Source organism: Streptantibioticus parmotrematis (assembly GCF_019890615.1).
GTDB classification, from domain to species: domain Bacteria; phylum Actinomycetota; class Actinomycetes; order Streptomycetales; family Streptomycetaceae; genus Streptantibioticus_D; species Streptantibioticus_D parmotrematis.
The window spans coordinates 22,961-39,540 of sequence record NZ_JAINVZ010000028.1 but is presented as its reverse complement, the minus strand read 5'-3'; the positions used below and the strand labels follow the sequence as shown (position 1 = coordinate 39,540).

The following is a 16,580-nucleotide window of genomic DNA, read 5'->3' as shown; positions in this document are numbered from 1 at the left end:
GCGCCCCTCCTGTCACGTCATGTCCGTTGCCGGGAAGCCTACTTGTCGATGTCGCCGACGACGAAGAACAGCGAGCCGAGGATCGCCACCATGTCGGCGACCAGGGTGCCCGGCAGCAGTTCGGTGAGCGCCTGGATGTTGTTGTACGACGCCGAGCGCAGCTTGAGCCGGTAGGGGGTCTTGTCGCCCTTGGAGACCAGGTAGTAGCCGTTGATCCCGAGCGGGTTCTCGGTCCAGGCGTACGTGGTGCCCTCGGGGGCCTTCAGCACCTTCGGCAGCCGCTGGTTGATCGGGCCTGGCGGCAGCTGCGTGAGGCGGTCCAAGCAGGCGTCGGCCAGCGCCAGGGAGTTGTGGGTCTGCTCCAGCAGGCATTCGAACCGCGCCAGGCAGTCCCCGTCGGTCCGGGTGACCACCTTCAGCACGTCGCCCAGTTCGCCGTAGGCGAGGTACGGCTCGTCGCGGCGCAGGTCGAAGTCGACGCCGCAGGCGCGGGCGATCGGCCCGGACACCCCGTAGGCGTGCACGGCCGCCGGGGTCAGGACGCCGACGCCGCGGGTGCGGCCGCGGAAGATCTCGTTGCCGAGCACCAGCCGGTCGTAGACGTCCATCCGGGAGCGCACGTCGGCCACCGCCTGCCGGGCGCGGCCGAGCCAGCCGGCCGGCAGGTCCTCCTTGAGGCCGCCGACCCGGTTGAACATGTAGTGCATCCGGCCGCCGGAGATCTCCTCCATCACGTTCTGCAGTTCCTCGCGCTCCCGGAACGCGTGGAAGACCGGGGTGATGCCGCCGAGTTCCAGCGGGTAGGAGCCGAGGAACATCAGGTGGTTGAGCACCCGGTTCAGCTCGGCGAGCAGGGTGCGGGTCCACACCGCGCGCTCGGGGACCTCCATGCCGAGCATCCGCTCGACGGCCAGCACCACGCCGAGTTCGTTGGAGAAGGCGGACAGCCAGTCGTGCCGGTTGGCCAGCATGATGATCTGCCGGTAGTCGCGGGCCTCGAAGAGCTTCTCCGCGCCCCGGTGCATGTAGCCGATGACCGGCTCGGCCTCGCGGATCCGCTCGCCGTCCAGGACCAGGCGCAGGCGCAGCACGCCGTGCGTGGAGGGGTGCTGCGGGCCGATGTTGAGCACCATGTCGGTGCCCTCGGCGGCTCCACCGATGCCGACCGTCGTCTCCGTCATGCCCCCAGTCTCTCAGCCCCCGGAGCCTGCCTCCGGTCCCGGTGCCCCTGGTCGGGGGACGTCCAGCGCGGGCGGCAGTGCGACGCGTACCGGCTGGGCGAGCCAGGTGAACGCGCCGAGCCCGCCGGGGGCGGTCAGCTCGGCCGCCTCGCCCGCCGCGGCCAGCGCCCGCACGTAGCCCGCCGGGTCGCGGGAGGCCAGTTCCAGCGGCGGCCTGGCCCCGCTCACCCCCAGCGCCCGCAGCGCGTCACGCTGGGTGAGCAGGGCCGCGCCGGGGCCCCGGCAGGCGTCCAGGGCGACGTGGGAGGTCAGGTCGCACGAGCCGTCCGGCACAGGCCGCACCTCGCGCCCGCCGCGGAAGCCGGTCAGGGTGCCCAGCGGCGGGCGGGCGCCGCGTTCGTGCGCGTAGTCCACCGCGACGGCGAGCCCCTCGGCCAGTGAACCGGCCGCAGCGGTCCAGGCGAGGTCGCGCGGCAGCCCGATCTCGGCGCGCGCCCCCGGTTCACCGGCGATCGGCCACCAGCGCTCCAGCCACCGCGCGTCCGCGCCGTCCACCACCGCGCCCGGCCGCTCGGTGCCGTCGTCGCGCACCTCCACGTAGCGCGGCACCCCGTCCTCCCCGGTCTCGGCGACGTCGACCGGCACGTTGTCCAGCCACTCGTTGGCGAACAGCAGCCCGCGCGGGCCTTCCGGGATCCGGTCGCTCCAGCGCACCCGTGCGTCGAGACCGGCGGGACGCGGGGCGCGCTCGACCGCGTAGGGGACGAGCCGGGCGGCCAGCGCCTTCGGCACCTGCTTGAGCACCCCGGTGGTCAGCTCGCCGCGTCCGGCGCCCACGTCGACCAGGGCCAGCTCGTCGGGGTGGCCGAGGGCCGCGTCCACCTGCTCCAGCAGCCGCGCGACCGCGCCCGCGAACAGCGGCGAGGCGTGCACCGAGGTCCGGAAGTGCCCGGCGGGGCCGGGCCCGTCAGGAGTCACGAAGAAGCCACCGGGCCCGTACAGCGCCCGCTCGGTGGCCTCCCGCCACCCGCACCACCGCGTCGTCACCGCTCCACCGTAGGCGGCGCGACCGCGTGGCCGAGCCGCCGCCCCCGGCGCGGGCGCGGTGCACCCGGAGTCCACCTTGGGGAGTACGCGCCCCGCGCAGGATCGCTCTACCGGCTGACCCCCGCACACAGAACACGTGCCTACGCTGGGTGACGTGCAGCGCCTCTACGACTTCCTCCGCAGACACCCGACCGGGGTCGACTCCTTCTGGGCCGTCCTCCTGCTCGGTATGTCGGCGTTGCAGGTCGTCGCGGAGAGCACGCACCCGTACCGCATGCGGCTGGCGATGGCCGGGATATCGGGGCTGCTGTGCCTGGTGTGGGCGCTGCGCCGGCGCTACCCGGAGAAGATGCTGCTGCTCGCGATCGCGGCGGGCGTCGCCCAGCTGGCGCTCGACACCCAGGTGGTAGTCGCCGACTTCGCGATGCTGATGATCGTCTACACGGTGGCGTCCTGCGGTGCTCGCTGGGCCTCGCGGGTCGCCCTGGTCGGCGCGCTGAGCGCGGCCACGCTGGCCGACTGGCGCTGGCCGTCCGGCGTCGACAGCAGCGGCAACCGGATCGTCAGCGTGGTCTTCCTGACCGTGCCGTTCGCGCTGGCCTGGGTGATCGGCGACAGCGTGCGCACCCGCAGGGCGTACTACGCGCAGCTGGAGGAACGCGCCGAGCGGCTGCACCGCGAGCGGGAGGCGCAGGCCAAGGCCGCGGTGGCCGCGGAGCGCGCCCGGATAGCGCGTGAGCTGCACGACGTGGTCGCGCACAACGTGTCGGTGATGGTGGTGCAGGCGGACGGCGCGGCCTACGTGCTGGACTCCTCGCCGGACCAGGCCAAGCAGGCGCTCGGCACGATCTCGCAGACCGGCCGCCTGGCGCTGGCCGAGATGCGCCGCCTGCTCGGGCTGCTGCGCGCCTCCGACGACAGCGGCGGCGAGTACGTGCCGCAGCCCGGCGTCGACCAGCTCGGCGACCTCATCGAGCAGGTGCGCGGCGCGGGCCTGCCGGTGGACTTCGCGGTGGCCGGCCGCCCGCGCCCGCTGTCCTCCGGCGTCGAGCTGACCGCGTACCGCATCGTGCAGGAGGCGCTGACCAACACCCGCAAGCACGGCGGCCCCGACGTCAGCGCCACCGTGCAGCTGACCTACGGCGACGCCGAACTGCGGATGCTCATCGAGGACGACGGCCGCGGCGCCCAGCGCGAGCACTACGAGGACGGCGCGGGCGGGGCGGACGGCCTCGGCCAGGGCCTGATCGGCATGCGGGAGCGGATCGCCATGGTCGGCGGCACGATCGACACCGGCCCGAGGCCGGGCGGCGGCTTCCGGATCGCCGCGGCCCTGCCCCTGAAGCCGGCCCGCTGACCCGGCCCGGCCCACCCCCGCGAGACCCTCGGCACGACCCCCGTAACCCTGCCGTACGCTCCCGAGACTCGGCCGTACGTCCCCCGAGACCCGACGAATGATGAGGCCCCCATGGCGATCCGCGTGATGCTCGTCGACGACCAGGTGCTGCTGCGCACCGGTTTCCGCATGGTGCTCCAGGCGCAGCCCGACATGGAGGTCGTCGCCGAGGCCGGGGACGGCGGGGAGGCGATCGAGGTGCTGCGCACGGCCGAGGTCGACGTGGTGCTGATGGACGTGCGCATGCCGAAGATGGACGGCGTCGAGGCGACCCGGCGCATCTGCGGCGGCGAGCAGGAACGCGACGGCGGGCCCCGGGTCCTGATCCTGACCACCTTCGACCTCGACGAGTACGCCTTCGCCGCGCTCAAGGCCGGGGCCAGCGGCTTCATGCTGAAGGACGTGCCGCCCGCCGAACTGCTGACCGCGATCCGCGCGGTGCACAGCGGCGACGCGGTGGTCGCCCCCTCCACCACCCGCCGCCTGCTGGACCGCTTCGCGCCGCTGCTGCCGCACACCACGCAGCCCACCAGCCCGCAGCTGGGGCGGCTGACCGAGCGCGAGCGCGAGGTGCTGCTGCTGGTCGCCCAGGGGCTGTCCAACGGCGAGATCGCCCAGCGCCTGGTGCTGTCCGAGGCCACCGTCAAGACCCACGTGGGCCGCATCCTGACCAAGCTCGAACTGCGCGACCGGGTGCAGGCGGTGGTGCTGGCGTACGAGACGGGCCTGGTCCGCGCGGGCGGCGCGGCGTAGCCACCCCAGCCGCCACCCCGTAGCCGCCGCACCGACCGCGAGGCCGCCGACCGCAAGGCGCCGCACCGACCGCGACGCCGCCGAACGTTAGGCCACCGCCCCGACCGCGAGCCCGCCACGCCTCGGCCCTCCTGCGTCCGCGACCCTTCGCGTAGCATTGACGAGAATGCGTCCGGTACCCGTGTGAGGACTGGAACGGAAGGCGACCGAAGCGTGAACGCATCGCACACTCCCGGGCCCAGGTCCGGTGGGGTCGAGGACCGCCCGGCCCGGCTCACCGTCGGCGTGGTTGGCGCCGGACGGGTGGGACCCGCCCTCGCCGCCGCGCTGCGGCTGGCCGGACACCGCCCGGTGGCCGTCTCCGGGGTCTCCGACGCCTCCCGGCGCCGCGCCGCCGCCCTGCTGCCGGACGTGCCGCTGGTCGAGCCCGCCCAGGTGCTGGCCCGCGCCGACCTGGTGCTGCTGACCGTGCCCGACGACGCGCTGTCCGCCCTCGTGACCGGGCTCGCCGAGACCGGCGCGGTACGGCCCGGGCAACTGCTGGCGCACACCTCCGGGCGGTACGGGGCCGCCGTGCTCGACCCCGCGCGCCGCGCCGGGGCGCTGCCGCTGGCCCTGCACCCGGCGATGACCTTCACCGGCACCACCGTCGACGTCCAGCGCCTGGAGGGCTGCTCGTTCGGGGTGACCGCGCCGGAGGAACTGCGGCTGGCCGCCGAGGCCCTGGTGGTCGAGATGGGCGGCGAGCCGGAGTGGATCGCCGAGGAGAACCGCCCGCTGTACCACGCGGCGCTCGCCATCGGCTCCAACCATCTGGTCACCCTCGTCGCCCAGGCCCGCGAACTGCTCCAGGCGGCGGGCGTCGCGCACCCGGGACGGATGCTCGGCCCGCTGCTCGGCGCCGCCCTCGACAACGCGCTGCGCTCCGGCGACCAGGCGCTCACCGGCCCGGTGGCGCGCGGCGACGCCGGCACCGTCGCCGCCCACCTCGACCAGCTGCGGGCGCACTCGCCGCAGACGGTGGCCAGTTACGTCGCGATGGCCCGGGCCACCGCCGACCGCGCCCTGGTCAACGGGATGCTCAAGCCGGAACTCGCCGAACCCCTGCTGGACGCGCTCGCCGACCGGCCGGACGACCAAGGAGCCCGATGACCGTGAAGCTGCTGCGCACCGCGGACGGGCTGCGCGCCCCGCACCGCGGGCGGCGTGCCGTGGTGATGACCATGGGCGCGCTGCACGAGGGCCACGCCACGCTGATCCGCACCGCCCGCGACCACGTCGGCGCGGACGGCCAGGTCGTGGTCACCGTCTTCGTCAACCCCTTGCAGTTCGGCCCGGGCGAGGACCTCGACCGCTACCCGCGCACCCTCGACGCGGACGTCGGGACGGCCGCCGCGGCCGGCGCCGACATCGTGCTGGCGCCGTCCGTCGAGGAGGTCTACCCGGGCGGCGAACCGCGGGTGCGGATCGCGGCCGGGCCGATGGGCGAGCGCTACGAGGGCGCCGCCCGCCCCGGGCACTTCGACGGCATGCTCACCGTCGTCGCCAAGCTGCTCCACCTCACCGCCCCCGACGTCGCGTTCTACGGCCGCAAGGACGCCCAGCAACTCGCCCTGATCCAGCGGATGGCGGCCGACCTGAACTTCGGCGTGGAGATCGTCGGCGTGCCCACCGTGCGCGAGCCGGACGGCCTGGCCCTCTCCAGCCGCAACCGCTACCTGACCGCCCGGGACCGCGAGACCGCGCTGACGCTGTCGCGCGCCCTGTTCGCCGGCCGCGACGCGCTGGACGCCGGGCCCGACGCCGTACGGGAGGCGGCCCGCGCCGTGCTGGAGAAGGCGGACGGGATCGACCTGGACTACCTCGCGCTGGTGGACCCCGCCGACTTCACCGAGGCGGGACCGGCGCACACTGGCCCGGCCGTCCTCGCGGTGGCCGCCCGGGTCGGCACCACCCGGCTGATCGACAACCTGCCCCTGGAGTTCGGGCCCCCGCAGTCCGGGCCCGCGGAGTTTGGAGCGTTCCGATGAGCGACATACGTCTGCTGGCCCCCGCGCCCGGCTGGGCGATCGACGCGGACGTGGTCGTCGTCGGCTCCGGCGTCGCCGGGCTGACCACCGCGCTGCGCTGCGCCGCGGGCGGCGCCCGGGTCACCGTGGTCACCAAGGCTCGCCTCGACGACGGCTCGACCCGCTGGGCGCAGGGCGGCATCGCCGCGGCGCTCGGGGACGGCGACACCCCCGCGCAGCACCTGGACGACACGCTGGTGGCGGGCGCCGGGGTGTGCGACGAGAGCGCGGTACGGCTGCTGGTCACCGAGGGCCCCGACGCGGTACGGCGGCTGATCGCCTCCGGCGCCCGCTTCGACACCTCCGAGTCGAACGGCGAGATCCTGCTGACCCGGGAGGGCGGCCACCACCGCAGCCGCATCGTCCACGCGGGCGGCGACGCCACCGGCGCCGAGGTCTCCCGCGCGCTGGTCGAGGCGGTGCGCACCGCGGGCATCGAGACGGTCGAGAACGCCCTCGTGCTGGACCTGCTCACCGACAGGGGCGGCCGCACCGCGGGCGTGACGCTGCACGTGATGGGCGAGGGGCGGCGCGACGGCGTCGGCGCGGTGCGGGCCCCGGCGGTCGTGCTGGCCACCGGCGGCATGGGCCAGGTCTTCTCGGCCACCACCAACCCGGCGGTCTCCACCGGCGACGGCGTGGCGCTGGCGCTGCGGGCCGGCGCCGAGGTCAGCGACCTGGAGTTCGTCCAGTTCCACCCGACGGTGCTGTGGCTGGGCCCGCAGGCCGAGGGCCAGCAGCCGCTGGTCTCCGAGGCGGTCCGCGGCGAGGGCGCCCACCTGGTCGACGCCGACGGCGTCCGCTTCATGCTGGGGCAGCACGAGCTGGCGGAGCTGGCCCCGCGCGACATCGTGGCCAAGGCGATCACCCGCCGGATGCAGGAGCACGGCACCGATCACATGTACCTGGACGCCCGGCACTTCGGCGCCGAGATGTGGGCCAGGCGCTTCCCGACCATCCTGGCCGCCTGCCGGGCCAACGGCATCGACCCGGTGAGCGAGCCCATCCCGGTCGCCCCGGCCGCCCACTACGCCTCCGGCGGCGTCCGCACCGACCTGCGCGGCCGCACCACCGTGCCGGGACTGTACGCGTGCGGCGAGGTGGCCTGCACGGGCGTCCACGGCGCCAACCGGCTCGCCTCCAACTCCCTGCTGGAGGGCCTGGTCTTCGCCGAGCGCATCGCCGACGACGTCCTCACCCGCGAGCGCCCCGCGCCGGGCGCCCCGGTCCTGCCCGGGCCGTCCCGGGCGCCGCTGCTGGAGCACGGCGCGCGCTACGAGATCCAGCGCGTCATGACGGCGGGCGCGGGCGTGCTGCGCAGCGCGGAGAGCCTGGCGGGCGCCGCCGCCGCGCTGGAACGCGTCCACACGCGGGCCGTCGAGGACCTGGCCCGCGACGAGAAGACCGCGGAGCCCTGCGTGGAGACCTGGGAGGCCACCAACCTCAGCCTGGTCGCCCGCGTCCTGGTCGCCGCCGCGGCCCGCCGGGAGGAGACCCGCGGCTGCCACTGGCGCGAGGACCACCCGGAGCGCGACGATGCCGCCTGGGCCCGGCACCTCGTCGTGACCCTCGCCCCGGACGGCACGCCCGCCGTCCGTACCACCCCCAGCACGGACTTCCCGCCCGTCGAGACCCCGGAGCACTCCGCATGAGCACCCCCGACCTGCCCCTGATCCAGATCGGCCGCCCCGGTGAGGGCGCGGGCGGCGGCTGCGGTGACGGCTGCGGCTGCGGGGGCGACGACGCGTACGCGCTCGACCCGCTGGAGTGCGGCCTCGACCCGGACCTCGCGCAGCTGCTCGCCGACGCCGGGCTCGACCCGGTGCAGGTCGAGGACATCGCGCACATGGCCATCGAGGAGGACCTCGACGACGGCGTGGACGTCACCACGGTGGCGACCATCCCCGAGGACGCCGTCGCGGTGGGCGACTTCACGGTCCGTCAGCCCGGCGTGGTGGCGGGCCTGCGGATCGCCGAGGCCGTCCTGTCGGTGGTGTGCACCGACGAGTTCGAGGTCGAACGGCACGTGGAGGACGGCGACCGGGTCGAGGCGGGCCAGGTGCTGCTGAGCGTGCGCACCCGCACCCGTGACCTGCTCACCGCCGAGCGCAGCGCGCTGAACCTGCTGTGCCGCCTGTCCGGCATCGCCACCGCCACCCGCGCCTGGGCCGACGCGCTGGAGGGCACCAGGACCCGGGTGCGCGACACCCGCAAGACGACGCCTGGCCTGCGCGCCCTGGAGAAGTACGCGGTGCGCTGCGGCGGCGGCGTCAACCACCGCATGTCGCTGTCGGACGCGGCGCTGGTCAAGGACAACCACGTGGTCGCGGCGGGCGGCGTGGCGCAGGCCTTCCGCGCGGTGCGCGAGGAGTTCCCCGACCTGGCGATCGAGGTCGAGGTGGACACGTTGCACCAGGTGCGCGAGGTGCTGGACGCGGGCGCCGACCTGATCCTGCTGGACAACTTCACCCCCGCCGAGACCGAGGAGGCGGTGGCGATCGTCGCCGGGCGGGCCGCGCTGGAGTCCTCCGGCCGCCTCACTCTGGACGTCGCCCGCGCCTACGCGGAGACCGGCGTCGACTACCTGGCGGTCGGCGGGCTCACCCACTCCTCGCCGATCCTCGACATCGGCCTGGACCTGCGCGAGCAGGCCGCCGACGGCACCGCGGACGCGGAGGGCTGAGCGGCATGCTCCTGACCATCGACGTCGGCAACACCCACACCGTGCTCGGCCTGTTCGACGGCGACGAGATCGTCGAGCACTGGCGGATCTCCACCGACGCCCGGCGCACCGCCGACGAACTCGCGGTGCTGTTGCAGGGGTTGATGGGCAGGCACCCGCTGCTCGGCGACGACCTGGGCGACGGCATCGACGGCATCTCGATCTGCTCGACGGTGCCGTCGGTCCTGCACGAACTGCGCGAGGTGACCCGGCGCTACTACGGCGACGTGCCGTCGGTGCTGGTGGAGCCGGGCGTCAAGACCGGCGTGCCGATCCTGGCGGACAACCCCAAGGAGGTCGGCGCCGACCGCATCATCAACGCGCTCGCCGCCGTCCACCTGTACGGCGGCCCGTGCATCGTCGTCGACTTCGGCACCGCGACCACCTTCGACGCGGTCTCGGCGCGCGGCGAGTACCTGGGCGGCGCGATCGCCCCCGGCATCGAGATCTCGGTGGAGGCGCTGGGGGTACGCGGCGCGCAACTGCGCAAGATCGAGCTGGCCCGGCCGCGCAGCGTCGTCGGCAAGAACACGGTCGAGGCCATGCAGTCCGGCATCCTCTACGGCTTCGCGGGCCAGGTGGACGGCATCGGCGAGCGGATGGCCAGGGAACTGGCCGACGACCCCGACGACGTCACGGTCATCGCCACCGGAGGGCTCGCCCCGCTGGTGCTGGGCGAGTCGTCGATCATCGACGAGCACGAGCCCTGGCTGACCCTGATCGGCCTGCGGCTGGTGTACGAGCGGAACGTCTCGACGGGCTGAACGCCTCGACGGGCCGAGGGACGCGCCCGGGCGGACGCGCGCTCCCCGGGCGCGCCCGGCCGGACGCGCACACCGGACGGGCGCGGACACGCCGGGCGGCTGGTCGCGTCGGCGCGTCGTGGGGCGCGCGGCGACGGCGACCCGCCGGGTGAACGCAATCCGCAACATTTGTCCGTTTAGTACGTAAAGTCGGCGCATGCCCACGCCACACGGGACCCGAGGCGGCATGGCGTTCAGCGCGGACGAACTGCGCGTCCTGCGGCGCGCCCTCGCCGACGCCCTCCGCACCGCAGCGACCACCACGACGGCCGCGGACCGCCGCGCCCCGGACGCCATCGCGTTCCCGGCGCCCGCGCGCGACGCCGCCGCGCCGTTCCCGCCGTTCCCGCCGATTCCGGCGCCCGCCCGTGAGCCCGGAACGGCCCGGGAGTACCGCCGGCTGGCCGCCGCGCTGGACGAGGCGGTGCACGAGGGGGCGCGCCTGCGGGCGTTCCTCCTCGCCGACCTCGCCCTCTACCGCGACGCGCTGCCCGGCACCGCCGCCGACTATCTGGAGCGGCTGGCCGAGGCGCTGGACGCCGGTTACCTGCCCGCCCAGGACGACCTGGACGCGTTGCGCTCGCTGGAGCGACTGCCGTGCGGCGAGGCGGAGGCCTACCGCAGGGACGGACTGCGGCGCCGCTGCGAGGAGCTGACGGGCCGTCCCCGGAGCGTGCCGCTCGGCGAGGGCCGGCCGGCCGACCGCGCCCGGCTGTCGACGGTGCCGGGCGGGCGGGTCGTCAGGCCGGCCGGACCCGGTGCGCTCGACGTCCTGATCCCCGTCCCGGCGTCCGGCGCGACGGCCCGCGGCGCCCGCGCGGGCGATCCCGCGCCGCCCGGGCCCGCCCCGGAGCCGGAGCCCGACCCGGACCGGCGGGTGCCGACCCCCGCCGAGCTGTGGCCGCCCCGCCGCCGGGGCGCGCCGGAGCCCGGCGAGAGGACGGCGCGCCACGCCGTCGGCCGCTGAGTCGTATCGGCCACGCCCCCGCGGCGGAATTGCTCACAGAATTCGCACAACATTCCTGGCCCGGGCCGCTTCCCGTACCGCACTCCGCTCGACGCACCACCTGGGCGCGGGGCGGGAAACCGGCGTGGCTACTCTGGAAGTCGCGCAAAGGCGCCTCCGGAGAACGCTCCGGGGAACCCGGAGAAGGAGTGAGCGAACCGTGGAGTACGTCTCGGCGCTGGTACCGCCCCTGGTGATGGCGGTCGCGTTCACGGCCCTCGTCGTCACGATCATCAAGCACCAGGGCGGCGCCAACAAGTCCCGTGAGGACGCGGCCGTCGACAGCATGCTGGCGCGCGCGGAAGCCGCCAAGGAGACCGCCGAGCAGTAGACGGACGCGGGGTGGACAGAGGGCGGACCGGGGATCGCGATCGGCCGCCCGGGTGATCCTCGGCGGTGTCCTTCCGTGGAACCACCCTTAACGCTCCGCACCGAAAAAAGCCGCATCCGTGACATTTGCCTCTACAATTCAGGTGTGCCACGGCCATTGGGAGATCTCGAAGACGCGGTCATGACCAGGGTGTGGCAGTGGAACCGCCCGGTCACGGTCCGCGAAGTCCTCGAAGACCTACAGCAGGAACGGTCCATCGCCTACACGACGGTGATGACCGTAATGGACAACCTGCATCAGAAGGGCTGGCTGCGCCGCGAACACGAAGGGCGCGCCTATCGCTATGAGGCCGTTTCCACGCGTCCCGCCTACGCGGCCGCACTGATGCACGAAGCCTGGGCCGCGAGCGACAACCCCGCCGCGGCCCTTGTGCAGTTCTTCAGCATGATGTCCCCGGAACAACGTGAAGCCTTGCGGGACGCTTCGCGCATCGTGCAGCCCGAAGCGCCGCCCGACGGTACCGACGCGCCCGGACAGGGCACCGGTTCCGGCGCCCCACCCGCCGAACCCGGGGAAGGCGGCGGGCGATAGCGTCCGGCTATGTCGTCAGCCGCGCCGGGGTCCTCCCTCTCCAAAGTGCTCACCGTCCGCCGCGCCAGGACCAGTGATGTCCCCGCGGTCCGCGCCTTGCTGGACGGCTATGTGCGCGACCGCATCCTGCTCGGCAAGCCCACCGTCACCCTTTACGAGGACATCCAGGAGTTCTGGGTCGCCGAACGCGACGAGGACGCCGAGGTCGTCGGATGCGGCGCGCTGCACGTGATGTGGGAGGACCTCGCCGAGGTGCGCACCCTTGCCGTCCGGCCGGATCTGCACGGCAAAGGCGTGGGACACCTGGTGCTGGGCAAGCTGTTGCAGACGGCACGTTGGCTCGGCGTACGGCGAATTTTCTGTCTCACCTTCGAAGTCGACTTCTTCGCGAAGCACGGCTTCGTGGAGATCGGTGAGACTCCGGTGGACACGGATGTCTACAGCGAGCTGCTGCGTTCCTATGACGAGGGTGTCGCCGAGTTCCTCGACCTCGAACGAGTGAAGCCGAACACCTTGGGCAACAGCCGCATGCTCTTGCATCTGTGATCGGTTATGTCCGAATCGCGCCATGCGCACGTCCTACTCACACAACCATGCCGGGACTGGTTCCGCCCAAGGGTTTGAGTTTTCCGGGGAAAAGCGGTTTGCTTTTACCCGTACTCCTTTATCCCGGGGCCTCCCCGGACCATATCGATGAAAGGGAAGCCCGTGGCGCAGAAGGTCCAGGTTCTTCTCGTTGACGACATCACCGGCGGCGAGGCCGACGAGACCGTGACGTTCGCCCTCGACGGCGCGACGTACGAGATCGACCTCACTACGGAGAACGCGGACAAGCTGCGCGGTCTGCTCGCCGATTACGTGGACGCCGGCCGCAAGACCGGTGGCCGTGCCTCGCGCGGCCGGGCGCGTGCCTCGCGTGCCGCCGGCGGCAGCGGTTCCGGCCCGGACACCGCCAAGATCCGCGCCTGGGCCAAGGAGAACGGCTACGAGGTCAACGACCGCGGCCGCGTCCCCGCCACCATCCGCGAGGCGTACGAGAAGGCGCACGCCTGACCGGTCCGGTGGCCCGACCACCGCGCCTGAGCAGCCGTCAGGAGCCGGGCCCGGTGGCACTCGGTGGCCACCGCCCCGACCAGCGACGCGAGATCCACGGGACGCCTGTCCCCGTTGTCGACGTTCTCGACGTTGTCGGTGTTCTCAGCGTTCTCAGCGTTCTTGCTTTCCCCGTCGTCCTTCGCGCCGGTGCCGACGCCGACACTCGTGCCGACGCGCAGGGACGGCAGCGTGGGTTCCACTTCGTGCCCCGGCACGGGAGGCCGTAGCCAGTACGCCTCCCGTGCCGCACGCGTGCCCGCGGCCGGCACCGCCCGCGGGCCCCACGGCGCGGGCCGCGGCGCCGGAATCCGGTCACCCGCTCCCCGTACCGCCAGGTCCAGCGGGATGCCGCTCCACTCCAGCCAGTCGAGCAGCCCGGGCAGCTCCGCCCCGGAGCCCGCGGCCACCAGCAGCAGCGCCCGGCCGCCCAGCGCCGCCGCGGGACCGGTGCGCGCGAATCGCCGCAGCACCGCGAGCCCGGCCGCCAGCGGCACGTCCAGCACGTCGAACCGCACGCCGGTGAGCAACCCCGGCGCGTCGTCCGTACCACCGGTCGGCCAGCCCAGCTCGCTCGCGTACCACTCGCGGATGCCCGCCCGCTCACGGGTGCGTGTGACGCCCATGCCCGGAGCAACTGCCGGACGCCGCAAGGGTTACGCACGGTTCCCTCGGAATCGCCCCCGGTGACCGCGATCGGGGCGCGACCGGCCCTGATCCGGCGCGAGGTTGTTCGCTGGTAGCAGACAGCAAGGGTGCGCGCCGCATGGATTGTCAGGGTGAGCGGGTAAGAAAGTCCTAGTGGGATGGGGCGACCGGAAGGCCGGAGAGGTGGGCGTTCGCCACGGGCGTACGGGATAACGGTTCATCCGCCTGGCCTGCGGGAACATCGTCTCGCACCATCGGGTTGGAGGCGTTGTCGGCTGTGCGGGGCGGAACTGACCGCATGGGTGTCGACGGTTGAAGTGAGCTGTCCCGCTCGCCGGGACTAGCATGCGGAAGGACAGGGAGGGGACCGGCCCCGATCTGCCTGACCGCTCTGAGGAGCGATTAACGATGTTCGAGAGGTTCACCGACCGCGCGCGGCGGGTTGTCGTCCTGGCTCAGGAAGAAGCCCGGATGCTCAACCACAACTACATCGGCACCGAGCACATCCTCCTGGGTCTGATCCACGAGGGTGAGGGTGTCGCCGCTAAGGCCCTGGAGAGCCTCGGCATTTCGCTTGAGGCGGTCCGCCAGCAAGTGGAGGAGATCATCGGCCAGGGCCAGCAGGCCCCGTCCGGCCACATCCCCTTCACGCCCCGTGCGAAGAAGGTCCTGGAGCTGTCGCTCCGCGAGGCCCTCCAGCTCGGCCACAACTACATCGGTACGGAGCACATCCTGCTCGGCCTGATCCGCGAGGGCGAGGGCGTCGCCGCCCAGGTCCTGGTCAAGCTGGGCGCCGACCTGAACCGGGTCCGGCAGCAGGTCATCCAGCTGCTCTCCGGCTACCAGGGCGGCAAGGAGTCGGCCACGGCCGGCGGCCCCGCCGAGGGCACGCCGTCCACCTCGCTGGTCCTCGACCAGTTCGGCCGCAACCTCACCCAGGCTGCTCGTGAGTCCAAGCTCGACCCGGTCATCGGGCGCGAGAAGGAGATCGAGCGGGTCATGCAGGTGCTGTCCCGCCGTACCAAGAACAACCCCGTCCTCATCGGCGAGCCCGGCGTCGGCAAGACCGCCGTCGTGGAAGGCCTGGCCCAGGCCATCGTCAAGGGCGAGGTCCCCGAGACGCTGAAGGACAAGCAGCTCTACACGCTGGACCTCGGCGCCCTGGTCGCGGGCTCGCGCTACCGCGGTGACTTCGAGGAGCGCCTGAAGAAGGTGCTCAAGGAGATCCGCACCCGCGGCGACATCATCCTGTTCATCGACGAGCTGCACACCCTGGTGGGCGCGGGTGCCGCCGAGGGCGCGATCGACGCCGCCAGCATCCTCAAGCCGATGCTGGCCCGCGGCGAACTGCAGACCATCGGTGCCACGACGCTCGACGAGTACCGCAAGTACCTGGAGAAGGACGCGGCCCTGGAGCGCCGCTTCCAGCCCATCCAGGTCGCCGAGCCGTCGCTGCCGCACACCATCGAGATCCTCAAGGGCCTGCGCGACCGCTACGAGGCGCACCACCGCGTCTCGATCACGGACGCCGCCCTGGTCGCGGCCGCCACCCTGGCCGACCGCTACATCTCCGACCGCTTCCTGCCGGACAAGGCGATCGACCTGATCGACGAGGCCGGCTCCCGGATGCGCATCCGCCGGATGACCGCTCCGCCGGACCTGCGCGAGTTCGACGAGAAGATCGCCGACGTGCGCCGGGAGAAGGAGTCGGCCATCGACTCCCAGGACTTCGAGAAGGCAGCCTCCCTGCGTGACAAGGAGAAGCAGCTGCTGTCGGCGAAGGCCAAGCGGGAGAAGGAGTGGAAGGCCGGCGACATGGACGTCGTCGCCGAGGTGGACGAGGAGCTGATCGCCGAGGTCCTGGCGACGGCCACCGGCATCCCGGTCTTCAAGCTCACCGAGGAGGAGTCCTCGCGCCTGCTGCGCATGGAGGACGAGCTCCACAAGCGCGTCATCGGCCAGAAGGACGCCATCAAGGCGCTCTCCCAGGCCATCCGCCGCACCCGTGCGGGGCTGAAGGACCCCAAGCGTCCCGGTGGCTCGTTCATCTTCGCCGGCCCGTCCGGTGTCGGTAAGACCGAGCTGTCCAAGACGCTGGCGGAGTTCCTCTTCGGCGACGAGGACGCGCTGATCCAGCTCGACATGTCGGAGTTCAGCGAGAAGCACACCGTCTCGCGGCTCTTCGGCTCGCCCCCCGGCTACGTGGGGTACGAGGAGGGCGGCCAGCTCACCGAGAAGGTGCGCCGCAAGCCGTTCTCGGTCGTGCTCTTCGACGAGGTCGAGAAGGCCCACCCGGACATCTTCAACTCGCTGTTGCAGATCCTGGAGGACGGTCGCCTGACCGACTCCCAGGGCCGGGTCGTGGACTTCAAGAACACGGTGATCATCATGACCACCAACCTCGGCACCCGGGATATCTCCAAGGGCTTCAACCTCGGCTTCGCCGCCGCGGGTGACGTCCAGGCGGGCTACGACCGGATGAAGGCGAAGGTCGGCGAGGAGCTCAAGCAGCACTTCCGGCCGGAGTTCCTCAACCGTGTCGACGACATCGTGGTCTTCCACCAGCTCAGCGAGGACGACATCATCCAGATCGTCGACCTGATGGTCGCGAAGGTGGACGAGCGCCTCAAGGACCGCGACATGGGCATCGAGCTCAGCCAGGACGCCAAGTCGCTCCTGGCGAAGAAGGGCTACGACCCGATCCTGGGCGCCCGGCCGCTGCGCCGGACGATCCAGCGCGAGATCGAGGACGCGCTGTCGGAGAAGATCCTCTTCAGCGAGCTGCGCCCCGGTCACATCGTGGTCGTCGGCACGGAGGGCGAAGGCGAGAGCAAGACCTTCACCTTCCGCGGCGAGGAGAAGGTCACCGTCGCCGACGCGCCGCCCATCGAGGCGGCCGGCAGCGGCGGCACCGGCCCGAACCTGTCGAAGGACGCGTAAG

At 72.9% G+C, this 16,580-nt stretch carries 16 protein-coding genes; 13 read left to right on the top strand and 3 right to left on the bottom strand.

What is annotated here, in order from left to right; genetic code table 11:
- Positions 1–38 precede the first annotated feature (38 nt).
- Both K7472_RS28395 and K7472_RS28390 read right to left on the bottom strand, forming a co-directional pair.
- Positions 39–1,181 (bottom strand): NADH-quinone oxidoreductase subunit D, encoded by a 1,143-nt coding sequence (locus K7472_RS28395; RefSeq protein ID WP_222981443.1) that lies wholly within the window; start codon positions 1,179–1,181, stop codon positions 39–41.
- A 12-nt stretch (positions 1,182–1,193) separates the two neighbouring features.
- Positions 1,194–2,228 (bottom strand): SAM-dependent methyltransferase, encoded by a 1,035-nt coding sequence (locus tag K7472_RS28390; protein ID WP_222981442.1) that lies wholly within the window; start codon positions 2,226–2,228, stop codon positions 1,194–1,196.
- Between the two features lie 154 nt (positions 2,229–2,382).
- On the opposite strand from K7472_RS28390, the gene K7472_RS28385 reads away from it, so the two are divergent.
- From K7472_RS28385 to K7472_RS28330, 12 genes are all read left to right on the top strand, one after another.
- Positions 2,383–3,585 (top strand): sensor histidine kinase, encoded by a 1,203-nt coding sequence (locus K7472_RS28385; RefSeq protein WP_222981441.1) that lies wholly within the window; start codon positions 2,383–2,385, stop codon positions 3,583–3,585.
- Positions 3,586–3,696: 111 nt separating this feature from the next.
- Complete coding sequence (locus tag K7472_RS28380) at positions 3,697–4,377, top strand: response regulator (RefSeq protein WP_222981440.1); 681 nt, start codon at positions 3,697–3,699, stop codon at positions 4,375–4,377.
- Positions 4,378–4,590: 213 nt separating this feature from the next.
- Positions 4,591–5,529, top strand: coding sequence for a Rossmann-like and DUF2520 domain-containing protein (locus K7472_RS28375; protein WP_222981439.1), 939 nt, complete (start codon positions 4,591–4,593; stop codon positions 5,527–5,529).
- Positions 5,526–6,407 (top strand): pantoate--beta-alanine ligase, encoded by an 882-nt coding sequence (panC, locus tag K7472_RS28370; RefSeq protein ID WP_222981438.1) that lies wholly within the window; start codon positions 5,526–5,528, stop codon positions 6,405–6,407. The genes K7472_RS28375 and panC overlap by 4 nt, the downstream gene beginning before the upstream one ends.
- Positions 6,404–8,098, top strand: coding sequence for an L-aspartate oxidase (locus K7472_RS28365; protein WP_222981437.1), 1,695 nt, complete (start codon positions 6,404–6,406; stop codon positions 8,096–8,098). Before panC ends, K7472_RS28365 begins: the two co-directional genes overlap by 4 nt.
- Positions 8,095–9,129, top strand: a complete 1,035-nt coding sequence (gene nadC, locus K7472_RS28360) for a carboxylating nicotinate-nucleotide diphosphorylase (protein ID WP_222981436.1) — start codon at positions 8,095–8,097, stop codon at positions 9,127–9,129. The genes K7472_RS28365 and nadC overlap by 4 nt, the downstream gene beginning before the upstream one ends.
- A 5-nt stretch (positions 9,130–9,134) precedes the next feature.
- Complete coding sequence (locus tag K7472_RS28355) at positions 9,135–9,932, top strand: type III pantothenate kinase (RefSeq protein ID WP_222981435.1); 798 nt, start codon at positions 9,135–9,137, stop codon at positions 9,930–9,932.
- Between the two features lie 196 nt (positions 9,933–10,128).
- Complete coding sequence (locus tag K7472_RS28350; RefSeq protein WP_252396383.1) at positions 10,129–10,938, top strand: hypothetical protein; 810 nt, start codon at positions 10,129–10,131, stop codon at positions 10,936–10,938.
- A 199-nt stretch (positions 10,939–11,137) separates the two neighbouring features.
- Positions 11,138–11,308, top strand: a complete 171-nt coding sequence (locus tag K7472_RS28345) for a hypothetical protein (RefSeq protein ID WP_222981434.1) — start codon at positions 11,138–11,140, stop codon at positions 11,306–11,308.
- Positions 11,309–11,452: 144 nt separating this feature from the next.
- Positions 11,453–11,899 carry a BlaI/MecI/CopY family transcriptional regulator gene (locus K7472_RS28340; protein ID WP_222981433.1) on the top strand — a complete coding sequence of 149 codons (447 nt, stop codon included), beginning with the start codon at positions 11,453–11,455 and terminating at the stop codon, positions 11,897–11,899.
- 9 nt (positions 11,900–11,908) lie between these two features.
- Complete coding sequence (locus tag K7472_RS28335; RefSeq protein WP_222981432.1) at positions 11,909–12,445, top strand: amino-acid N-acetyltransferase; 537 nt, start codon at positions 11,909–11,911, stop codon at positions 12,443–12,445.
- 162 nt (positions 12,446–12,607) lie between these two features.
- Entirely contained in the window at positions 12,608–12,952 is a 345-nt protein-coding gene (locus K7472_RS28330; RefSeq protein WP_222981431.1) for a histone-like nucleoid-structuring protein Lsr2, read from the top strand.
- Here the strand turns inward: K7472_RS28330 and K7472_RS28325 are convergent.
- The gene (locus K7472_RS28325) at positions 12,883–13,617 is read right to left on the bottom strand and encodes an SCO3374 family protein (protein WP_222981430.1); all 735 of its coding nucleotides are present in this window, start codon (positions 13,615–13,617) and stop codon (positions 12,883–12,885) included. The two genes, K7472_RS28330 and K7472_RS28325, sit on opposite strands and share 70 nt — an antisense overlap.
- Before the next feature lie 430 nt (positions 13,618–14,047).
- On the opposite strand from K7472_RS28325, the gene K7472_RS28320 reads away from it, so the two are divergent.
- Positions 14,048–16,579 (top strand): ATP-dependent Clp protease ATP-binding subunit, encoded by a 2,532-nt coding sequence (locus K7472_RS28320; protein WP_222981429.1) that lies wholly within the window; start codon positions 14,048–14,050, stop codon positions 16,577–16,579.
- Position 16,580 lies beyond the last annotated feature (1 nt).